This is a genomic window from Saccharopolyspora kobensis (assembly GCF_900108315.1).
In the GTDB taxonomy this organism is placed as follows: domain Bacteria; phylum Actinomycetota; class Actinomycetes; order Mycobacteriales; family Pseudonocardiaceae; genus Saccharopolyspora; species Saccharopolyspora kobensis.
In genome coordinates, this window is record NZ_FNVB01000015.1 from 25,721 (window position 1) to 46,165 (window position 20,445).

Below are 20,445 nucleotides of genomic sequence, written 5' to 3' on the forward strand. Positions count from 1 at the left end.
AACCTCCACTGCCGAGTGATCACTTGTCCTCGACGGTGACACCGGTAGTGGACGCCGAACGGCCAGTACCGGTGTCACGATGGATCGATGGCGAGCACCTCGCACCGAGCGTTGCGGCTGCTGTCCCTGCTGGGATCGCGCCGCCAGTGGTCACGCCGCGACCTCGCGGCCCGGCTGGAGGTCAGCGAGCGCACGGTCCGCCGCGACCTGGACACCCTGCGGGAGCTCGGCTACCCGATCACGACGGTTCGCGGCCCGGACGGCGGCTACCGGCTCGGCACCGGGCACACCTTGCCGCTGCTGTTCGACCACGACCAGGCGCTGGCGGTCGCCGTGGCGCTGCAAACCGCGCCCAGCACCGTGTTCGGCCTGCAGGACGACACCGCCCGGGCACTGGCCGCCGTGCAGCAGGCCATGCCCGAAACACTGCGCGCCGCAATGGAATCCCTGCGCCTGACCCAGCTGCAGAACTACTGGGAGTTCCCCGCACCACCGATCGACCCCGCCGCGCTGAGCGCCGTCGGCAGCGCCGTGCGGCACCGCCGCGTGCTGGTCGCCGAACTCCTGCGTCCCGACGGAACGCGGCCCGCCCCCGAGGACGACGACTTCACGACCGCCGGCCTCGAACCGCACCACCTCGTGGTGTGGGCGGCCCGGTGGTACCTCGTCGCCTACGACCTCGACCGCAGGCAGTGGCGCGTGCACCGCGTGGACCGGCTGCACCCGCGCCACACGACCTCGCGCTTCGGCCACCGCGACGTGCCCGGCGGCGACCTCGCCCACTTCGTCATGAGCAGCCACGACCGCGGCGACGTCCTCGCCGCCTGGCCCTGCACCGGAAGCGCGCGGCTGCGCCTGCCCGCCCACGTCGTGGCCCGCTGGGCTCCCGGCGGCTCCGTCGTCGAGCACCTCGACGCCGATCACTGCCGCCTCACCCTCGGTGCCTGGTCCTGGGCCGGAATCGCCGGAATCCTGGCCACCTTCGACGCCCACCTGACCGACCTGCACCCGCCCGAACTCATCAACGCCTGCCGAAAGCTCGCCCACCGCTACGCGGCAATCCCCCGCGAATGACCCCGCGCAGCGAAGCGCCCCGCTCGGGAATCCGGGCGGGGCAGCGGTTTTCGCCGGTCAGCGGCCCTGGAGGGACTTGACGTTGTTGCCGAAGGTCCAGTTCTTCGAGCCGTCCCAGTTGAGGGACCAGGTCATCAGGCCCTTCAGGTTGCCGTTGTAGTTGTTCCAGGCCTGGGCCACCAGGTTCGGGGACATGTAGCCGCCGCCCGCGCCCGGCTGGGCGGGCAGGCCCGGGACCTGCTTGTCGTAGGGCACCTTGATCGTCGTGCCCTGGACGACCAGGCCGTTGTTCAGGCAGTCCGTCTGCTTCGTGAAGCCCTCGACGGTGCCCGCCTGGTACGAGTCGCCGGAGCAGCCGTACATGCTGCCGTTGTAGTACTGCATGTTCAGCCACCAGAGGCGGCCGTTGTCGGCGTACTTCTTCACGATCGGCAGGTAGGCGCCCCAGATCGAGCCGTAGGTCACGCTGCCGCCGGTCACGTAGGCCGTCTCCGGGGCCATCGTGAGGCCGAAGTTGGCCGGCATCTGGGCCAGCACGCCGTCGATGATGCGGATCAGGTTGGCCTGCGACGGTGACAGCTGGTTGATGTTCCCGCTGCCGGTCAGGCCGGTCTCGATGTCGATGTCGATGCCGTCGAAGTTGTACTTCTTGAGGATCGGCACCACGGTTTCGACGAACCGGTCGGCGACCGCGCTGGAGGACAGGTCGATGCCCGCGGTCGCGCCGCCGATCGACATCAGGATGGTGAGGCCGTCCGCCTTCGCCTGGCACATCTCCTCCGGCGTGGCCACCTTGACGGTGCTGTCCATGCCGTCCTCCCACAGCACCGTGCCGTCGGAGCGGATGACCGGGAAGGCCGCGTTGATCACGTTGTAGCCGTGCTGGCGGATCTCCGGGTTGGTGATCGGCGTCCAGCCGAACGGCGGGTGCACGCCGTTGGCCGCACCGTCCCAGTTTTCCCAGTAGCCGTGCAGCACCTTGCCTTCCGGTTTCGACTTCACCGGGCAGCTGGCCGCCGCCTCGGGCGCGGGGCCCGACGTGTCCGCCGCGGCCGGGAACACCGGCAGGACGGCGGTGAAGGCCACCACCAGACCGGCTCCGAGCAGGCGTTTCATCCGACCGGCCATGTGCCGCTCCCCTCTCGACCGGACCAGTTCCGGAATTGGTCCTGAATCGAATTCATTCGATGAATTCCAGTGGAATCCTTTATGCCAAGCAGGAAGGTCGGAAACAAGACTCCCGACGAAGTGGTATTTACCAATTTAGGCCAGGTTTTCGCAGGTGGACTGCCGTGAGCGTTTTGGGGCGCTATGACACCCCAAAACGCTCACGGAGCCCGACCAGCGGAAACGCGACCGTCACACCGCCGTTTCTCCACCGAAACCCGACCCCCGGACGATCAGCCGGGACCGAGCCGAACGGAGCAGCGCGTGCAGATCATCGTCGACGACCTGACCGGGCCGGAGATCGCCGAATTCCTCACCGCCCACGTCGCGGAGCTGCGAGCGATCTCCCCACCGGAGAGCACCCACACGCTCGACCTCGACGCGCTGCGCCGCCCCGAGATCACCTTCTGGTCGTTGCGCGACGGCGAGGCCGTGGTCGCCTGCGGAGCACTCAAGGCGCTGGACGCCGAGCACGCGGAGCTCAAGTCGATGCGAGTCGCCCCGACGCACCAGAACCGCGGCCTGGCATCCCGCCTGCTGGAGCACATCACCGCCATCGCGCGGCAGCGCGGATTCTCCCGGGTGAGCCTGGAAACCGGGTCGTTCGACTTCTTCGAACCCGCCCGCCGCCTCTACGCCAAGCACGGCTTCACGCGGTGCGAGCCCTTCGCCGACTACCGCCCGGACCCCAACAGCGTCTTCATGACCAAGCGTCTCTGACCGCCAGGCGGCCCCGCTCGAATTCACCGTTGACACCACTACAATCGGAGTACTACGTTTGAAGTACTTCAAGCGCAGTGCTTCGAAACGAGAGTGGTTGTCACATGCGAAAGCCCTTCAACGCCCAGTCCGGCTTCCCGGCGCCGCACGGCGGCAAGCGGCACGGCCCGCGGCCGCACGCCCCCCGCTCGTTCCCGGTCCGGCGCCCGCTGCCCAAGCACGGTGGTCACCGCTGACCCGCGCACCCCGCAGCAGCCCCGACCGACCGCACAGGAGAACTCGATGCGAAAGCTGACCTACTTCATCGGATGCAGCGTCGACGGCCGCATCGCCGCGACCGACGGCTCGCTCGACGCCTTCTTCCCGCTGCCGGACGGGCTGGTCGAACACATCGTCGCGGAGTACCCGCAGACGCTGCCGACGCACCTGCACGAAGCCATGGGCGTCACCGACCTGGGCGACCGCTTCGACGCGGTCGTGATGGGCCGCGGCACCTACGAGCCGGGCGTGGCGCAGGGCGTCACCAGCCCTTACTCCCACCTGGAGCAGCACGTGGTCTCGTCGGGCCTCACCAGCGCGGACCCGGCGATCAACGTCATCGCCGGTGACCCGGTCACCGCGGTGAAGGAGCTCAAGAACCGACCGGGCGGCGGGATCTGGCTGGCCGGCGGCGGCAAGCTCGCCGCCGCGCTGCTGCCGGAGATCGACGAGCTGGTGCTGAAGATCTACCCGTTCGTCCTCGGCACCGGCATCGGCGTGTTCGACGGCGAGGTGGCGCCGACGCACCTCGCCCTCACCGGATCCCACGTCCTCGGCAGCGGCGCGGCGATCCACACCTACACGCGCAGGTGAGCTGCCGAGCTCGATCGACGCACGCATGATGGGGCGGTGCGCGGGCGGACCACGTTGACCGACAAGCTCTTCCTGGCCGCCGTCCTGATCAAGGGGCTGGACGGCGCGGTGCAGCTGATCGGCGGCATCGTGCTCGTCTTCCTGCCACCGGACACCATCACCCGGCTCGCGCACGCGGTCGTCACCCGCGACCTGGTCGGGCCGCCCGAGGGGGCGCTGGCCGGGCACTTCGAGGAGGCGGTGCGGCACTTCGCAGGCGGCGACCGGACGTTCGTGATCGCCTACCTGCTCCTGCACGGCGCGATCAAGCTGGTGCTGGTGATCGCGCTGATCCGCGAGATCCTGCCGATGTACCCGGTCGCGGTCGCGGCGCTGGGCCTGTTCGTCGTCTTCGAGGTGCTCCGCGCGGCGCGGACCGGCTCGATCGTGCTGCCGCTGCTCGCCGCGCTCGACGTGGCGATCATCGTCCTGGTCGTCAAGGAGTACCTGGAACTGCGCCACCGGCGAACGTGACCCCAACACTGCGAAATATGCCAGTTTTGCCGGAAATTCGCGACCGGCGGCCGCCCGGGAGAAGACCGTCGCCCGACACACCGGAGCGCGTCGGGCGACGGGTGGAGCCGGATCGAGCGGTCAGGCCTTCCTGCGCAGCACCACGAGCAGCAGTGCACCAGCGGCCAGCAACGCAGCGCCTGCGATGCTCAGCGCGCCGGTCGGCACACCGGTCTGCGCCAGGTGATCGACGCCCGGCGAGGAGCCGTCAGAGCCGTCGCCGGGCTGCCCGCCACCGGGCAGATCACCACCGCCGGAGGGCGGTCCACCGCAGCCCGGCGCCCCGGGATTCTCCGCACAGTCCGGCGGTTCGGTGCAGGTCGGAGGCGGTTGCGGGCACGGCTCCTGGTCGCAGCTCGGAGGCGGCGGGCAGGGCGAGGTCGTGGACGTCGGCGGCTCCGAGGTGTCCGTGGACGTCGGCGGCTCCGAAGTCTCCGTCGAGGACGTCGGGGGCTCGGAGGTCGGCGGTTCGGACGTCGGAGGTTCCGAGGTCGGGGGCTCGGACGTCGACGGGGCGGACTCGCACTCGACGCTGACCTCGCCTGCCGTCACGTCCATCAGCCCGCCGTCGAAGACGATCTCGCCCGAGGTGTCGCGCATGACCGCGTGCACCTGGATCCGGATCGCCGCGTGCGCACCGTGGGCGTAGGTCTCCTGGATCCTCGCCACGTCGATCGTCAGCGTCACGTCGCCGATCCCGGACAGCCCCATCCGCGCGCCGGTGGTCTCCGCCGTGGAGCTCCCGGCGGGCAGCGGGCGGGTCGTGTCGTCGAACAGGTAGATCGAGTTCGAGTCGGTCGCCGCGTACGCCTCCTCGCTGCTGGCCAGCGGCGCCTGGGTGCAGCGCGCCCAGGTGTGCAGCGCCCCGAAGCTGAGCAGGTTCGGCCCGCCTTCGGTCGCGGAGATGCCGAAACCGCTCCAGGCGGCGCTGGCCTCGCGCGATCCGGCGCTGTCGGTGACCTGCACGGTCGAGGTGCCGGGCGGCGTCGGGCCGCCGTGCCAGCCGTTGACGTGGCCGCGCACGCCCTCCGGGTCGCTCTGGTCCCACGAGGCGGTGCTGTTGCCCGGACCGGCGGAAACCGCACCGAGCTCGCCGCTGAAGCCGCCGACGCCGGCCTGCGGAACGGCGGTGACGTCCAGCTGCAGCAGCGAGCTCTCGGCGACGGTCTGCTGGGCGGCCGCGGTCGGCCCCGCGGCGGCCACGGCCACCGCTGCTACCGCGGCGAGGATCGAATGGGTCGCTCTGATCACACGCGGAGCCTAAGAGTCCTCTGTGGACTGCGCAGGCGCATCGATCTCGGCGTGTCCGGAGGCCCCGCGCTCACCCGATCGCCGGACGCGCGGTAAATCCGGTAATTCCTCGGGTTTTCCCGGGTCAACACCTTGATCAATTTCCGCGGGTTCGCCGTTAATTTGGCGAGTTGTGTCCAACAAATGGACATCTTCACTCGATCGAGTGAAGAGTGCATTTCGGTTCGAACCAGCTGCGTTCCTCGCGAACCGAAGGAGATCAGCGTGTCCCTCGCCCGAAACCTCGCCGGCGTCGTCGGGGCCGTCCTGGCCGCCGCGGCGTTCGTCGCTCCGGCCCAGGCCGCCGAGCAAGCCCCGTCCTCGGACGTCCAGCCCTACATCATCGACGGCCGGTACGCGGAGAACGCGCCGTGGGCCGCCCGGCTGTTCGCCGACGGCCGGGAGAACTGCTCGGCCACCATCATCGCGCCCGAGTGGATCCTCACCGCGCAGCACTGCGTCGCAGGCGGTGGGCAGCTGAGCTTCAACATCGGCAGCCTCGACCAGACGCAGGGCGAGAAGGCCAACGCCAAGCCCGGCGGCGTCACGACCCACCCGCGCGCCGACCTCGCCCTGGTCAACATCGACCGCGCCGTGCAGGCCGAGTACGCGCCGCTGGGCTCGGTCGGCGACGTCCAGGTCGGCCAGACCGTGCAGACCTACGGCTGGGGCGCCACCTGCACCAACCTCCCCGAGATCCAGTGCCAGTCGCAGCGCCTGAAGGTCGCCGACGTGCAGGTGACCAACATCGCGTGCAGCGACTACCGCGGCGGCACCGCGGTGTGCGCGCGCCGCGGCGACGGCATCCCGGCCGGCGGTGACTCCGGCGGCCCGATGTTCTCCGGGAACGTGCAGGTCGGCGTGGCCTCCACCAGCGACCGGCAGACCACCACGGCCTACACCAACATCACCCAATACCGCGACTGGATCCAGTCCGTGGCGGGCGTGTAGATCCCACGCGGTCGGCGGTCCGCTCGGGTGCGTGCCGGCACCCGGGCGGACCGTTCGCGTTTGGATTTCATCTTCGGGAGCAGTTTTTTCGGCTATCGAAAATCATCTCCGACACACCCGCGCGAACAGCGCGGGAATTCGGCATTTCTGCAGGTCAGAGCGCATGCGGAAGAATTGATCAATAATACGCGCGGCGCGCGGGTAGCACCGCGTCAGATCACAAATCAACGTTTCTGTAGTGCTTCTCACGTGCAAAATCGCGTCTCGCCTGGTAGACGAGTGGTTATCGCTCCGCGAACCTGACGCGTTACGGATGTTCTGTTAAGTTGGCGAAGCATGACCGGCGACAAACCGAGCCATAACATCGACGAACGAATTGGCGAGAGCGGTTCAGCCGGGCGGTTGGAGATCGATACTCCGGTCGTCGCGGACGGCCCCGAGCTCTACCGGATCACTCGTGATTCGGCGGTGCTCGACGTGAACTCGTCCTACGCCTATCTGTTGTGGTGCCGGGACTTCGCGCAGACCTCAGCGGTGGCGCGCATCGACGGAGCGGTGGTGGGCTTCGTGACCGGGTACATCCGGCCCGACGCCCCCGACACCCTGGTGGTGTGGCAGATCGCCGTCGATGCCTCCCAGCGCGGTGGTGGCGTGGCCAGTCGGCTGCTGGGGCACCTGGTGGACCGCGTGCAGCCGCGCGGGATCCGGTACCTGGAGACGACGATCACCCCGGACAACGCCGCTTCGATCAAGCTGTTCACCGCGCTGGCGCGCAGCCGCTCGGCGGAACTGCAGCGCAGCGAGCTGTTCACCGCCGACCTGTTCCCGGACGCGCACCTGGGAGAAGACCTGTACCGCATCGGGCCGTTCACCGCGGCCCCCGCTGTCGCAGCCGCAACCGGCCGCTGACGCACGAAGCCTTGCCTGCTGCCGAGGCGCGCCCGCAGTGCGCCGCCCGGCACGAACGGAGGATCCGTGAACGACATCTTCGCAACCCTGGAATCCGAAGTCCGCAGCTACTGCCGCACCTGGCCGACGGTGTTCGACCGCGCCTCCGGCAGCTACCTGTACGACCAGGACGGCACCGCCTACCTGGACTTCTTCGCCGGTGCCGGGGCGCTCAACTACGGGCACAACAACCCGGCGCTCAAACGCAAGCTCCTCGAGTACCTGGAGCGGGACGGCGTCACCCACGCCCTGGACCAGTCCACCGTCGCCAAGGGCGAGTTCCTGCAGGCCTTCCAGCAGAACGTGCTCGAACCGCGCGGGCTGAACTACAAGGTCCAGTTCCCCGGCCCGACCGGCACCAACTCGGTCGAGTCGGCGCTGAAGCTGGTCCGCAAGATCACCGGCCGCGAGTCCATCATCAGCTTCACCAACGCCTTCCACGGCATGACGCTGGGGTCGCTGTCGGTGACCGGCAACTCGATGAAGCGCGGCGGCGCGGGCATCCCGCTGGTGCACGCCACGCCGATGCCCTACGACGACTACTTCGACGGCCAGGTCCCGGACTTCCTGTACTTCGAGAAGATGCTCGAGGACAGCGGTAGCGGGCTCAACGAGCCGGCCGCGGTCATCGTCGAGACGCTGCAGGGCGAGGGCGGCATCAACTCGTCCCGGCCGGAGTGGCTGCGCGGGCTCTACGACCTGTGCCAGAAGCACGGCATGCTGATGATCGTCGACGACGTGCAGATGGGCTGCGGCCGCACCGGCCCGTTCTTCAGCTTCGAAGAGGCCGGCATCCAGCCCGACATCGTCTGCCTGTCGAAGTCCATCGGCGGCTACGGCCTGCCGATGGCGCTGACGCTGATCAAGCCGGAGCACGACGTGTGGGAGCCGGGCGAGCACAACGGCACCTTCCGCGGCAACAGCCCGGCGTTCGTCACCGCGACCGAGGCCATCAAGCAGTACTGGGCCGACGACTCGCTGGAGAAGGCGACCGTCGCCAAGGGCGAGCGGGTCGGCGCGGTGCTGGAGGAGATCGCCACCGAGCACGGCGGGGCCATCTCGAAGGGCCGCGGCCTGGCGCGCGGCATCGGATTCGACGACCTCAACGTGGCGGGCAAGGTCTCCAAGGCGGCGTTCGACCGCAAACTGCTGGTGGAGACCTCCGGCCCGTCCAGCGAGGTCCTGAAGATCATGCCGCCGCTGACCGTCTCGGACGACGAGCTGGAGAAGGGCCTGCAGATCATCCGCGAGTCGGTCCGCGAAGTGCTGGCCTGACCTGCGGCTCCCGGGAAATCCCGGCACCCGGACGATCGAATCCGCGTGCCGGGACTACTCCCGCGAGGGCACCTCTGAGAATCTGCGGCAGTGCGCGATAGCGCGAACTAGTACTGAGACCCCCTGGAGGAAACGTGATCGTCCGGCACCTGTCGGAAATCGAGGACACCGACGCCGACATCAAGACGGAGAACTGGCGCAGCAAGCGGATCGTCCTGGCCAAGGACAAGCTCGGCTTCTCGGTGCACGAGACCACGCTCTACGCGGGCACGGTGAACGACTTCTGGTACGCCAACCACATCGAGGCCGTGTTCATCACTTCCGGTGAGGGCGAGGTCGAGAACAAGGCGACCGGCGAGGTGCACCAGCTCAAGCCGGGTTCGATCTACGTGCTCAACAACGCCGACAAGCACCAGGTCCGGCCGCGCACCGAGATGAAGACCGTCTGCGTGTTCAACCCGCCCGTGACCGGGCGCGAGGTGCACGACGAGGACGGCGTGTACCCCCTGATCGTCGAGGAGGACGAGGCGGCGGCGGCCAACTGAGCCCCGTGCGCTTGTCCACCGCCCGTGGCGGGTAACCAAGGCTGGTTACCCGCCACGCGCACAACTGGTCTCCCCCTGCTCGGGGGGATTGCGGGCGCGCCGAGTGCGTGCCGCTTCTAACCGAGGAACCGAGAAATGGCGGCGGTGCCGACGGCACCGACCGCTCCGGCGGGAATTCGCGAAGGAGGCGCAACCCATGACCGTCGCTGAACTCAGCACCCAGGACCGCTACCCGACCCGGGTGGGCGCCGAACCGTCCCCGATCGACCGGGACGATCCCACCGTCTGGCCCGGTGTGGACGCGGGCCCGGCCAGCGCGGCGGAGCTCCGCTCGCACGAGGTCAAGGGCTTCCACGTCGTGGAGGGTCTGCTGTCCCCGGCTGAGGTGCAGACGTACTGGCAGGAGCTGGAACGGCTCACCAGCGATCCGGCGGTGCGCGCCGACGAGCGCACCATCGTCGAGCGGTCGTCGGACGAGGTCCGCTCGATCTTCGAGGTGCACCGCACCAGCGAACTGATCGCCGAGCTGGCCCGCGACCCGCGGGTACTGGACCGGGCCCGGCAGATCCTCGGCTCGGACGTGTACGTGCACCAGAGCCGGATCAACTACATGCCCGGCTACCGGGGCACCGGCTTCTACTGGCACTCGGACTTCGAGACCTGGCACGCCGAGGACGGCATGCCCGCGATGCGGGCGGTCAGCATCTCGATCGCCCTCACCGACAACTACGCGTTCAACGGCGGTCTGATGATCATGCCGGGCTCGCACCGGACGTTCGTGCCCTGCGCAGGCGAAACGCCCGAGGACAACTACAAGTCCTCGCTCAAGGAGCAGCGCGTCGGGGTGCCCAGCGAGGAAGCCATCACGCGGATGGCCTACGAGCACGGCATCGAGCAGTTCACCGGTCCGGCGGGCTCGGCCCTGTGGTTCGACTCGAACTGCATGCACGCCTCCGGAAACAACATCACGCCGTTCCCGCGCTCGAACATCTTCATCGTGTTCAACAGCGTGGAGAACACCCTGGAACGCCCGTTCGCGGCGCAGATCCCGCGCCCGCGCTTCATCGCGTCCCAGGACCACACCCCGCTCACCCGCTGACCGGATCCGTGAGCGCTTTGGGGTGCTATGGCGCCCCAAAGCGCTCACGGCCCGCGGGTCAGCGGATGGGGTGGGCTGCCAGGATTGCGCCTGCCTTGTCGGCGACGGCTGCGTCGAGCATCGGGTAGCGGCCTCCTGCGACGAAGCGCTCGGAGAGCTCGAAGGTCACGATCTCGCCTTCGGCGAGGAGCCGGCCGGCCGCTTCCGGGTCCACCGCGACCTGGTCCGGGTGCACGATCGTCAGGTCGGTGAAGGTCGCCGCCAGGTACGGGCTGGCGAACTGGGTGAACGAGTCGCCCACCATCCGCATCGGCCGGGTGACCATGCCCGGCTTCGGCGGCGATTCCAGGTGCAGCGGCTCGTGGAAGTCGCTGGGCTCGAACTGGGTGTTGTCCACGTCGCTGCCGTCCGGCGCCAGCGAGTACGCCTGGATCGGCACGGTGCGGTCCTGGCCCAGCAGGTCCGGGATGTCCGCGCTGTGCGGGTACTGCCGCGACGGCCGGACCTTCCAGTCGCGCGTCGCGCCCGGTTCCAGGCGTTCGGCGAGCTGGTAGGCCATGGTGATGCCGCCCTCGTGCGTCCAGTGCGTGTCGATGTCGTGGTAGATCGGCCGCTGGTTGCGCGCGGCGACCTCGCGCAGCTGGTTGCGCATGTCCAGCGCGCCGGTCTCGCGCGGAACGCGCTTCCAGAACTCCTCGCGGGCCTTCGTCGAGCAGTCCTCGCCCGCGTAGGCGTCCGGCAGGTTCTCCGGGTACACAGTGGACTTGTCGGGGGCGACGACGAGCTGGAACTTCCGCCCGGACGCCTCCACCACGGCGCGCCAGCGGCGCAGCCCGGCGATCACCTCGTCCAGCGAGCGCTTCGGCACGCAGCGGTAGGACACGTCGTGCCCCAGGAACAGCCAGCCGCCCTTGCCCTCGATGACCGCGGGGAACACGTTCTCGTCGATCTGCGGCTTCTCGTCGACCTGCCCGGCACCCACCGGCGAGGTGTGCGAACCGCCGTCCAGCCGAGCGGGCTCGCCGAAGACGCCGCGGCTGAGCGCGTCCACCGACTGCACGGCCTGCCGCCGGAACGGCAGGTGATCGGTGGCCCAGGCGTTCATCCCGGTGAAGAAGCCCCACCCCTCGGTGACGCTCGGGAAGGCCGCCAGCGGCCGGTTCTCCAGCTGCCCGGGCCGAGCCCCGAAGACCCAGCTCACCAGGGGCGCGGTGAAGAACAGGACGGCGCACACCAGCGCCGCGAGCTGCCGCCTGCCGTGCCGCGGCCGGTGCAGCGGGTGCTCCCGCGGCAACCACGCCTCGTGGACCGGGGGGAGCTTCTTCTGCCGCGACACACCCCAACGTTAACCGGCCACTCACCGCGACCGTTCGAAAACTCGCAGATCCGCGGCACCACCCGCCGCCGCGTCGGCTGATCTGTTCGGGTGAAGCGCAGATCCGGGGCCGCAGCGCCCAGGGCACCGCTGAGACGATCCAGACCTCTGCGCGGAATCAACCAGGGAAGCGGGAACATGTCGAGCGCCAAGGGGTTCTTGTCCTACGTCCACGCGGACGACGCCGCGGAATCCGGCAGGATCGCGCAGCTCGCCCGGGACGTGGTGGCGCAGTACGAGATGATCACCGGTGAGCAGATCGACCTGTTCCTGGACCGCGACGAGATCTCCTGGGGCGAGGACTGGCGCTCCAAGATCGACGGCACCCTCGCTGACGTGGCCTTCTTCATCCCGGTGCTCACGCGGCGCTACTTCCGGAGCCAGGAATGCCGCCGCGAGCTGGACTTCTTCATCAAGAAGGCCCGAGCGCTCGGCCTCGCCGAGCTGATCCTGCCGATCCTCTACATCGACTTCGCCGAACTCCGCGAGGAGCCGCCGACCGACGAGCTGATCGCGCGCACCCGCGCCTTCCAGTGGGTCGACTGGACCGATCTCCGGTTCGCGGCCACCACCTCCCCGGAATACCGGAAAGCAGTGGCGCAGCTGGCACAACGGCTCGCGGAGGCCGCGACCGCCGCTGAGGCCGTGGATGGCGGCGACGCCGCGACCAGCCGGGAGTCGGTCCCGTCCGCGCCGGGATTCGTCGACGTGGTGGCCGAGGCCGAGGAAGTCATGCCCGCGTGGACGGAAACGGTTCGCCGGATCACGGCGGAGATCCTCCGCATCGAGGAGCTCGCCACCACCGCGGGAGAGGCGATCCAGGCCAGTGATGCCCGAGGGCAGGGGTCGGCCACCAGGAACGCGATCTTCAACCAGTTCGCCCAGGAGCTGAAGCCTCCGGCGGAGCAGATCGCGAGACTGGGCAACGAATTCGCCGCCCAGCTCCACACGGTGGACCTGGGCATGCAGGCGGTCCTCGCGCGCATACCCGGCGAACTCAGGCAGAACTCGACCAGCGCCGAGGACGTCCACGACTTCTTCGACCTGGTCCGGCAGATGGCGTCCGGTTCCGCGGAGGGCCTGGGGGCGTTGAAGGAGTTGGTGTCGACGATCGAGCCCGTCGAGCGGGAATCGCGCAATCTGCGCCCCGTTCTCCGCGAGCTGCGCAAAGGCCTGACGCTCATGGTCGACGGCGACGAGGTCATCCAGAACTGGGTCAAGCAGATGGACGGCCTGCAAGTGCCCCCGCGCCCGGAGTCCGGCTGAACTCACCGGCGCTCGGTCGCGCATCGCGGTAGCGTCCGCGCATGTACCGCGACGCGTTCCCGATCCTGTCCAGCCCGGATCTCGACCGGGCGATGCGCTTCTACCGCGACCTGCTCGGCTTCCGGCCGGAGTACCGGTTCCCCGCCGAGGGCGACGCGGAGTTCGTGACGCTCCGCTCCGGCGATCTCAAGCTCGGTCTCGCACGAGACGCGAAGGCTGAGATCGGCGAGCACTTCGCGCTGTGGCTCTACACCGACGACGTCGACCGGGCCGTGGCCGAGCTGCGCGCGGCAGGCGCACCGGTCCGCCGGGAGCCGCAGGACATGCCGTGGGGCGAGCGGGTGGCCACCGTCGCCGACCCCGACGGCAACTCGGTCCACCTCGGAGCTACTCGACGTTGACCACGACCGCGCTGACGTTGTCGTCGGAGTGCTGCTCCACGGCGGCCGCGACGAGCTGCTCGGCGGCGTCCTGCGGGTTCGGCTCCGAGCTCAGGATCTCCTCGATCTCCTCGGTGGACAGCGTCTTGAACAGGCCGTCCGAGCAGATCAGCAGCCGGTCCCCCGGCAGGCAGGACAGCTCGATGCGGTCGACCTCGACCTCCGGGCCGACGCCGATCGCCCGGGTGAGCACGTTCCGGTGCGGGTGCTCGTCGGCCGCGTCCTCGCTGACCGCCCCCGCGCGCAGCAGCTCCGCGATGACGGTGTGATCGCGGGTCAGCAGTTCGAGGTTGCCGTTGCGGAGCCGGTACAGCCGCGAGTCGCCCACGTGCGCGGCCACGACGCCGGCGTCGGTCGTCATCGCCACGGCGACCAGCGTGGTGCCCATGGTCACCGCTTCGCGGTCCGCGCGTCTGAGCACCGCCCGGTTGGCCTGCTGGCAGGCGTGCAGCAGCCCGGCGGAGCTGCGATCGGTGGCGAAGTCCGCGTTCAGCGCGTCCAGCGCGAGCCTGCTGGCGACCTCCCCGCTCGACAACCCGCCCACCCCGTCCGCGAGCCCGAACAGCCCGTCACCGACGACCACCGCGTCCTGGTTGTTCCTGCGTCCGCCCTGGTGCGTCGCCGCCCCGGCGACAAGCGTGCTGCTCACTTCGGATCCCCTCCGTTGGGTTGACCGGTCGAACTGCTCGATCGGAAGACGGCCACCGCCCGCTGAGGTTCGCACGATCTCGCAATCCGAGTCCGCAGATCACACCGGCCCCCGCCCCGTCCCACGAAGAAGAGTCAAACACCTCAGAACTGGTAGTAGAGGAAGGGGCTGAAGGAGCCGGTGGCGACGAGGAGGCCGGAGTAGCCCAGGCCCAGGGTCAGGACGCCGATGCGGAGGGCCTTGGCCCGGCGGGTCCGGACCGACTCCAGGAACGGGCCGGTGCCCGCGTTCGCCGGGAGGAAGACCACCACCAGCGCCAGCAGCAGGAACACCAGGCGCTGGTTGGTCACCGCCGCCGCCACGATGTCGGTCAGGCCCGCGAAGTCCGGGACCAGCATGTGCCCCAGCATGACGAACGCGCTGGTCAGGTCAGGCGAGCGGAAGAAGACCCAGCCGATCACCACCAGCAGCATCGTCAGCGCACGGCGGGCGATGCGGGCCCGGGAGTCGGACGGGGCGTGGGCCCAGCCGAACCGCCGCTCGACGACCAGCAGCAGGCCGTGGAACAGGCCCCACACCAGGTACGTCCAGGCCGCACCGTGCCAGAAGCCGGTCAGCACGAAGATGATCGCCAGGTTGCGGTAGGTGCGGGCCGGGCCGCCCCGGTTGCCGCCGAGCGGGATGTAGACGTAGTCGCGGAACCAGCGCGACAGCGACATGTGCCAGCGGCGCCAGAACTCGGTGACCGTCACCGAGGAGTACGGCCGGGCGAAGTTCTCCGGCAGCCGGAAACCCAGCATCCGGCCCAGCCCGATGGCCATGTCCGAATAGCCGGAGAAGTCGAAGTACAGCTGCATCGCGTAGCCGATCGCGCCGAGCCAGGCGATCGCGAACGTCATGTCCTCGTCCGGCGTCGCGAAGCAGGCGTCCACCATCGGCGCCAGCGTGTCGGCGATCACGACCTTCTTCGTCAGCCCCCACGCGAAGCGCGGGAACCCGGCCGCGATGTCGTCGAGCCGGTGCGTGCGCTCCTGCGGCAGCTGGTCGGCTATCTCCCGGTAGCGCACGATCGGACCCGCCACCAGCTGCGGGAACATCGCGATGTAGGTGATGAACGAGACCGGGTTGCGCAGCGCGGGCCGCTCGCCGCGGTAGATGTCCACCACGTAGGAGATGTGGTGGAACGTGTAGAAGGAGATGCCGATCGGCAGCGCCAGCTCCAGCACCGGGAAGTCGCCGCCGAACCAGCTGCTGAGCACCGCCAGCTGCTCGGTGGCGAACCCGGCGTACTTCCACACCGCCAGGATCGCCAGGTTGAACGACACCGCGCCGATCAGCACCCATCGGCGCCGGTTCCGCTCGAAGCCCCACTCGACCGGTTCCAGCCGCAGACCGGCGAAGTAGTTCACCACGATGCACGCCAGCAGCAGCAGCGTGGTGCCGCCCGCGCCGCTGGCGTAGAACAGCAGGCTGGCCACCGCGACCACGGCGTTGCGCCCGGCGCGCGGCGCGATCAGCACTGCCGCCAGCACAGCGGGCAGGAAGTACCAGAGGAACAGGGGGCTTGCGAACGACATCGGGGCCTCGGAGTACGGGAGGCCCTCGCCTCCCCTTGGAGCACTTCAGGATTGCTGAATCGGACTCTAGCCGAGCCCGGAACGTCACCGTGCCGAAACGGAACGGGTCAAAACCGGGCTTTGATCCGCTTTGTCCTGACCAGGCGAAACGAGTTCGCGGGCGCACCGGCGAACCGGGGACGGCCGCCGCGCGGATCACCTAGCCTGGGACTCATGAACGCTCCCCCGCCGGGCTGGTACCCAGACCAGGCAGATCAGCGCTACGTCCGCTGGTGGGACGGCCACCAGTGGACCCCGCACGTGCAGCCGGCGCGGGCACCGGCACCGCCGCAGGGCGACGGCTCCGAGCTGGAGCTCTCCGTGGGCGGGACCGGCGACGCCGCGTCCATCCAGCAGCAGGTGCAGCAGCGCGCCGGGGTCGGCGGGCCGGTCGCGGGCGGCGGGGGCACCCTGTTCACCGAGCCGGTGCTGGTGATCAACCAGCAGGCGAAGCTGATCGAGATGTCGAACCAGTACGCCATCTACGACCAGCACGGACGGCAGCTCGGCTCGGTCGTGCAGACCGGCCAGAGCGGCGCGCAGAAGGCCTTGCGGGTGCTGACCAAGCTCGACTCGCTGATGACGGTCAAGCTGGAGATCCGGGACGTCACCGGTCGCCCGGTGCTGCTGCTGACCCGCCCGGCCACCGTGTGGAAGGGCAAGGTCCAGGTGCAGCGCCCGGACCAGTCACCGGTCGGCGAGATCAAGCTGGCGAACGTCTGGGGCAAGCCCCGTTTCGACTTCGAGATCGGCGGCCAGCGCATCGGCGGCATGCGGGCCGAGAACCTGCGCGCGTGGGACATCAAGATCGTCGACCACGCGGACCAGCAGATCGGCCAGATCACCAAGACCTGGCAGGGCCTGGCGAAGGCCGCCTTCACCACGGCGGACAACTACGTCCTGCAGATCCACCGCCCGCTCCAGGACCCGCTCCTGAGCATGGTCCTGGCCTCGGCCCTCACCTTCGACACCATCGCCAGCCAGCAGCAGTAGCGGCCCGAGCTCGGTGGTGGGGAAGGTTTGGTGGTGGGTTGGGCCGTGAGTGTTTTGGGGTGCTATAGCCCCACAAAACACTCACGGCACCAAGGACGACTCAGCTGATGCGGCGGCGACGCGCCACCTCGGAGAGGACCACGCCGGCCGCCACCGAGGCGTTGAGGGACTCGATGCCCGCTGCCATCGGGATCGAGACCGTCTGGTCGCAGGTCTCGCGGACCAGGCGGGACAGGCCCCGGCCCTCCGAACCCACGACCACCACCAGCGGCCCGGTCGCCAGCTCCAGCTCGTCCGAGGTCACGTCGGCGTCCGCGTCGAGCCCGATCACCATCAGGCCCTCGTTCTTGAGGTCCTTCAGCGTGCGGGTCAGGTTCACCGCCTTGGCCACCGGGAGCTGCGCCGCCGTGCCCGCGCTCGTCCGCCAGGCCACGGCCGTGATCCCGGCGCTGCGGCGCTGCGGGACGATCACGCCGTGCGCGCCGAAGGCCGCCGCCGAGCGGATCACCGCGCCGAGGTTGCGCGGGTCGGTGACGCCGTCGAGGGCCACGATCAGCGGCGGCAGACCGGAGTCGTAGGCCGCCTGGAGCACGTCCTCCGGGTGCGCGTACTTGAACGGCGGCACCTGGAGCGCGAGGCCCTGGTGCATCGCGTTGTTGGTCATCCGGTCCAGCTCGACGCGCGGGACGTCGACGACCGAGATGCCGCGCGCCTTCGCCTCCCGGACCGCTTCGGTGACCCGGTCGTCGATGTCGATGCCCTGCGCGACGTACAGCCCGCTCGCGGGCACACCCGCGCGGATGCACTCCACCACCGGGTTGCGCCCGGCCACCAGCTCCGGCTGCGTCTCCGCCGCAGCCTGGCGCTTCGCGCGCTGCTGCTCGGCCTTCGAGCGCGCGTCCGCGCGCCGCTTCGCGGGGTGGCTGACGCGGTCCTCCGCCTTCGGCGTCGGGCCCTTGCCCTTCAGCCCCCTGCGCCGCTGACCGCCGGAGCCGACGACCATGCCCTTCTTGTTGGTCTTGCGCATGCCGCCGCGGCGCTTGTCGTTGCCAGCCACGTGTTACCCGTCTTTCAATGTCCACATCGGACCGTCGGGGGTGTCCTCGACGGCAATCCCGCTGGCCAGCAGCCGGTCGCGCAGCAGATCGGCGGTGGCGAAATCGCGCTCCGCGCGGGCCTGCTTGCGCTGCTCCAGCATGGCGTCGACCAGGTCGCCGAGCGCGCGCTGCGCGGCGTCGTCCGCGCCCGAGTCCTCGGCCCACTGCTCGGACAGCGGGTCCAGCCCGAGCACGCCGGTCATCGCCCGCACGGACGCCGCCGCGCCGCGGGCCGACTCGTCGTCGCCCCGGTCCAGCGCCGCGTTGCCCTCGCGGACCACGTTGTGCACCGCCGCGATCGCCTGCGGCGTCGACAGGTCGTCGTCCATCGCCGCGGCGAACTCGGCGGTCACCTCGCCGGGCTCGACGGCCCCGGCGCGCTGCCCCACCCGCCGCACGAACGACTCGATGCGGCGGTAGGTGGCCACCGCCTCGGACAGGCCCGCCTCGGAGAACTCGAGGTTGGACCGGTAGTGCGGGGTGACCAGGTAGTACCGCAGCTCGGCCGCGCGGGCCCGCTTGAGCACCTCCGGGATGGACAGCACGTTGCCGAGCGACTTCGACATCTTCTCGCCGCTCATCGTCACCCAGGCGTTGTGCATCCAGTACCGGGCGAACCCGTCGCCTGCCGCGTTGGCCTGCGCCATCTCGTTCTCGTGGTGCGGGAAGACCAGGTCGAGCCCGCCGCCGTGGATGTCGAACTCGCTGCCCAGGTAGTAGGTGGCCATCGCCGAGCACTCCAGGTGCCAGCCCGGCCGGCCGTTGCCCCACGGCGTCGGCCAGCTCGGTTCGCCCGGCTTGGCGCCCTTCCACAGCGTGAAGTCGCGCGGGTCCTGCTTGCCGCTGGCCAGCGTCTCGCCCTGCTGCACCTCGTCGAGGCGCTGCCCGGACAGCTTGCCGTAGTGGTCGGCGTAGGAGGCGACCGAGAAGTAGACGTCGCCGCCCGCCGCGTAGGCGTGGCCCTTGTCGATCAGGCGCTGGATGAGGTCGATCATCTGCGTGACGTGCCCGGTCGCGCGGGGCAGCGCCGACGGCGGCAGGCAGCCGAGCTGGTCGTAGGCGCGCTCGAAAGCGCGCTCGTGCGTGGCGGCCCACTCCCACCAGGGCCGCCCCGCCTCGGCGGCCTTGGTGAGGATCTTGTCCTCGATGTCGGTCACGTTGCGGACCAGGCGCGTGTCGTAGCCGTGGTGCTGCAACCAGCGGCGGAGCACGTCGAAGTTCAGGCCGCTGCGGACGTGGCCGACGTGTGGGACGCCCTGCACCGTGGCACCACAGACGTAGATCGACGCCACTCCGGCGCAGCGCGGGTGGAATTCGCGCGTCGTGCGGGTCGCGGTGTCATGCAGGTGCAGGCTCACAACCCCGATGGTACGGGGGCCGGTCCGCGCCGAATCACGACAGGGGCGGTCACGTCAAGACCGCAGTGACGGTCAGCGCAGCAAGTCGCCCGCGGCGGTCAGCAGGGCGTCGCGGCGCTGCGCGGTGGGCGTCGGTTCCACGATCGCCACCTGGCAACCCACCGCGGCGGCCCCGCCATCGGCCTCTTCGCTGTCGCCGACCATCAGGGCCTCCGACGGCTCCACGCCCAGCCGCTCGCAGGCGCGCAGGAAGATCTTCGGGTCCGGCTTGATGACGCCCTCGAGGTAGGACAGCAGGAACTCGTCCACGTACTGGGTGACACCGATCCGCTCGAAAGCGGGACGGATGTCGAAGGCGATGTTGCTGATCACGCCGACCTTCACGCCGGAGGTGTGCAGCCTGCGCAGCACCTCGGCCGTGTCCGGGTACTCGGTCCAGTAGTCGGGGTCGATCAGGCGCTCGTAGAGCCCGTCGGCCTCGCCGTCCTGGACGCCGGAGCTGCGCAGCACCTCGACGTAGACCTTGCGGTGCAGCTCGGGATCGAGGTCGCGGTTGTCCCAGGCGTGCTGGTACTCGGCATCGAGCTGGACGATCTGCCCGGTGGGAGCGGTCATCCGCCGCATGATCTCGGCCTGGGCGGCCAGGTCGAACGGGGCGCCGTCGGCATCGGTGAGATCGGCGTACCAGGACGGATCTTCCTCGAGGCGGAACAGCGTGCCGGAGAAGTCGAAGAGCACCGCGCGCAGAGTCACGACGCCCAAGGTAGAGGTGCCGGAGCGACCCGGCACCGACATGCGGTCAAGCTCACCTGCGTTGAATTACCGGATTTTCCCCGCGCCCGGCCCCGGAACCGGGATCACGCCGCCCTCCGGGAATCGCGGCAGCGATCGACACCGCGCATCGGGACCACGATCCCCGCGACGGAGATCGCCGCGCTCACCCACAACAGGACCACCGCCAGCGCCAGCCCGAGACCACCGCCTCCGGACCACAGCACGAACGACACTGGCCACACCACGATCGGCTGCACTACGAGCAGCCGACGCACCCACCGGTTCCGCTCGATCACCATGCGTCGAGCATGGCGCGCACCGACCCCGGCATTCCAGATCGCGGCCCCTGAGTTTTCCCTGACTCCGCCAACCCGTCACGCCGGGCTACCAACCCGTTACTCGGC

The 20,445-nt window shown here is 69.6% G+C and carries 22 protein-coding genes; 13 read left to right on the forward strand and 9 right to left on the reverse strand.

Annotation, left to right across the window (positions count from 1 at the left end):
• The first annotated feature begins 87 nt into the window (after positions 1-87).
• The gene (locus tag C4T78_RS33680) at positions 88-1,074 is read left to right on the forward strand and encodes a helix-turn-helix transcriptional regulator (RefSeq protein WP_093357765.1); all 987 of its coding nucleotides are present in this window, start codon (positions 88-90) and stop codon (positions 1,072-1,074) included.
• A gap of 57 nt (positions 1,075-1,131) precedes the next feature.
• Here C4T78_RS33680 and C4T78_RS33685 read toward each other — a convergent pair whose 3' ends face one another.
• Entirely contained in the window at positions 1,132-2,202 is a 1,071-nt protein-coding gene (locus C4T78_RS33685) for a chitinase (protein WP_093357764.1), read from the reverse strand.
• Positions 2,203-2,505: 303 nt separating this feature from the next.
• Between C4T78_RS33685 and C4T78_RS33690 the strand changes: the two genes are divergently transcribed.
• From C4T78_RS33690 to C4T78_RS33700, 4 genes are all read left to right on the forward strand, one after another.
• Complete coding sequence (locus tag C4T78_RS33690) at positions 2,506-2,961, forward strand: GNAT family N-acetyltransferase (RefSeq protein WP_093357763.1); 456 nt, start codon at positions 2,506-2,508, stop codon at positions 2,959-2,961.
• A 104-nt stretch (positions 2,962-3,065) separates the two neighbouring features.
• Entirely contained in the window at positions 3,066-3,197 is a 132-nt protein-coding gene (locus C4T78_RS37215; RefSeq protein ID WP_258958398.1) for a hypothetical protein, read from the forward strand.
• Positions 3,198-3,243: 46 nt separating this feature from the next.
• Entirely contained in the window at positions 3,244-3,813 is a 570-nt protein-coding gene (locus tag C4T78_RS33695) for a dihydrofolate reductase family protein (protein ID WP_093357761.1), read from the forward strand.
• Positions 3,814-3,849: 36 nt separating this feature from the next.
• Positions 3,850-4,326, forward strand: coding sequence for a DUF2127 domain-containing protein (locus C4T78_RS33700; protein ID WP_093357760.1), 477 nt, complete (start codon positions 3,850-3,852; stop codon positions 4,324-4,326).
• A gap of 120 nt (positions 4,327-4,446) precedes the next feature.
• Here the strand turns inward: C4T78_RS33700 and C4T78_RS33705 are convergent, their stop codons facing one another.
• Entirely contained in the window at positions 4,447-5,616 is a 1,170-nt protein-coding gene (locus C4T78_RS33705) for an LPXTG cell wall anchor domain-containing protein (RefSeq protein ID WP_143186031.1), read from the reverse strand.
• Positions 5,617-5,880: 264 nt separating this feature from the next.
• Here C4T78_RS33705 and C4T78_RS33710 point away from each other — a divergent pair, with 264 nt between their 5' ends.
• The 5 genes from C4T78_RS33710 to thpD all read left to right on the forward strand — a co-directional run bounded on the left by C4T78_RS33710 (position 5,881) and on the right by thpD (position 10,473).
• Entirely contained in the window at positions 5,881-6,606 is a 726-nt protein-coding gene (locus tag C4T78_RS33710; protein ID WP_093357757.1) for a S1 family peptidase, read from the forward strand.
• A gap of 402 nt (positions 6,607-7,008) precedes the next feature.
• Positions 7,009-7,515 carry a diaminobutyrate acetyltransferase gene (ectA, locus tag C4T78_RS33715; RefSeq protein WP_235863835.1) on the forward strand — a complete coding sequence of 169 codons (507 nt, stop codon included), beginning with the start codon at positions 7,009-7,011 and terminating at the stop codon, positions 7,513-7,515.
• Between the two features lie 66 nt (positions 7,516-7,581).
• Positions 7,582-8,829: a diaminobutyrate--2-oxoglutarate transaminase gene (gene ectB, locus C4T78_RS33720; protein WP_093357755.1), complete on the forward strand. Its 1,248-nt coding sequence runs from the start codon at positions 7,582-7,584 to the stop codon at positions 8,827-8,829.
• Between the two features lie 134 nt (positions 8,830-8,963).
• Positions 8,964-9,374 (forward strand): ectoine synthase, encoded by a 411-nt coding sequence (locus tag C4T78_RS33725; RefSeq protein ID WP_093357754.1) that lies wholly within the window; start codon positions 8,964-8,966, stop codon positions 9,372-9,374.
• Between the two features lie 196 nt (positions 9,375-9,570).
• Positions 9,571-10,473: an ectoine hydroxylase gene (gene thpD, locus C4T78_RS33730; protein WP_093156540.1), complete on the forward strand. Its 903-nt coding sequence runs from the start codon at positions 9,571-9,573 to the stop codon at positions 10,471-10,473.
• Positions 10,474-10,531: 58 nt separating this feature from the next.
• On the opposite strand, the gene C4T78_RS33735 is transcribed toward thpD, so the two are convergent.
• Complete coding sequence (locus C4T78_RS33735) at positions 10,532-11,809, reverse strand: alginate O-acetyltransferase AlgX-related protein (protein WP_093357752.1); 1,278 nt, start codon at positions 11,807-11,809, stop codon at positions 10,532-10,534.
• Between the two features lie 177 nt (positions 11,810-11,986).
• Between C4T78_RS33735 and C4T78_RS33740 the strand changes: the two genes are divergently transcribed.
• Together C4T78_RS33740 and C4T78_RS33745 are read left to right on the forward strand one after the other, a co-directional pair.
• Complete coding sequence (locus tag C4T78_RS33740) at positions 11,987-13,114, forward strand: toll/interleukin-1 receptor domain-containing protein (protein WP_093357751.1); 1,128 nt, start codon at positions 11,987-11,989, stop codon at positions 13,112-13,114.
• 41 nt (positions 13,115-13,155) lie between these two features.
• A complete protein-coding gene (locus tag C4T78_RS33745; RefSeq protein WP_093357750.1) occupies positions 13,156-13,515 on the forward strand; it encodes a VOC family protein in 360 nt (119 codons plus the stop codon).
• On the opposite strand, the gene C4T78_RS33750 is transcribed toward C4T78_RS33745, so the two are convergent.
• Together C4T78_RS33750 and C4T78_RS33755 are read right to left on the reverse strand one after the other, a co-directional pair.
• Positions 13,502-14,203, reverse strand: coding sequence for a PP2C family protein-serine/threonine phosphatase (locus C4T78_RS33750; RefSeq protein WP_177247792.1), 702 nt, complete (start codon positions 14,201-14,203; stop codon positions 13,502-13,504). The two genes, C4T78_RS33745 and C4T78_RS33750, sit on opposite strands and share 14 nt — an antisense overlap.
• A 143-nt stretch (positions 14,204-14,346) precedes the next feature.
• Positions 14,347-15,780 (reverse strand): MBOAT family O-acyltransferase, encoded by a 1,434-nt coding sequence (locus C4T78_RS33755; protein WP_093357747.1) that lies wholly within the window; start codon positions 15,778-15,780, stop codon positions 14,347-14,349.
• A gap of 213 nt (positions 15,781-15,993) precedes the next feature.
• On the opposite strand from C4T78_RS33755, the gene C4T78_RS33760 reads away from it, so the two are divergent.
• Positions 15,994-16,812, forward strand: coding sequence for an LURP-one-related family protein (locus C4T78_RS33760; RefSeq protein ID WP_093357746.1), 819 nt, complete (start codon positions 15,994-15,996; stop codon positions 16,810-16,812).
• A gap of 100 nt (positions 16,813-16,912) precedes the next feature.
• Here C4T78_RS33760 and rlmB read toward each other — a convergent pair whose 3' ends face one another.
• The 4 genes from rlmB to C4T78_RS33780 all read right to left on the reverse strand — a co-directional run bounded on the left by rlmB (position 16,913) and on the right by C4T78_RS33780 (position 20,340).
• Positions 16,913-17,869: a 23S rRNA (guanosine(2251)-2'-O)-methyltransferase RlmB gene (gene rlmB, locus C4T78_RS33765; protein WP_093357744.1), complete on the reverse strand. Its 957-nt coding sequence runs from the start codon at positions 17,867-17,869 to the stop codon at positions 16,913-16,915.
• A 3-nt stretch (positions 17,870-17,872) separates the two neighbouring features.
• Entirely contained in the window at positions 17,873-19,267 is a 1,395-nt protein-coding gene (gene cysS / locus C4T78_RS33770) for a cysteine--tRNA ligase (protein ID WP_093357743.1), read from the reverse strand.
• 72 nt (positions 19,268-19,339) lie between these two features.
• Positions 19,340-20,020, reverse strand: coding sequence for an HAD family hydrolase (locus tag C4T78_RS33775; RefSeq protein WP_093357841.1), 681 nt, complete (start codon positions 20,018-20,020; stop codon positions 19,340-19,342).
• A gap of 104 nt (positions 20,021-20,124) precedes the next feature.
• Positions 20,125-20,340 carry a hypothetical protein gene (locus C4T78_RS33780; protein ID WP_093357742.1) on the reverse strand — a complete coding sequence of 72 codons (216 nt, stop codon included), beginning with the start codon at positions 20,338-20,340 and terminating at the stop codon, positions 20,125-20,127.
• Between the last annotated feature and the right edge of the window lie 105 nt (positions 20,341-20,445).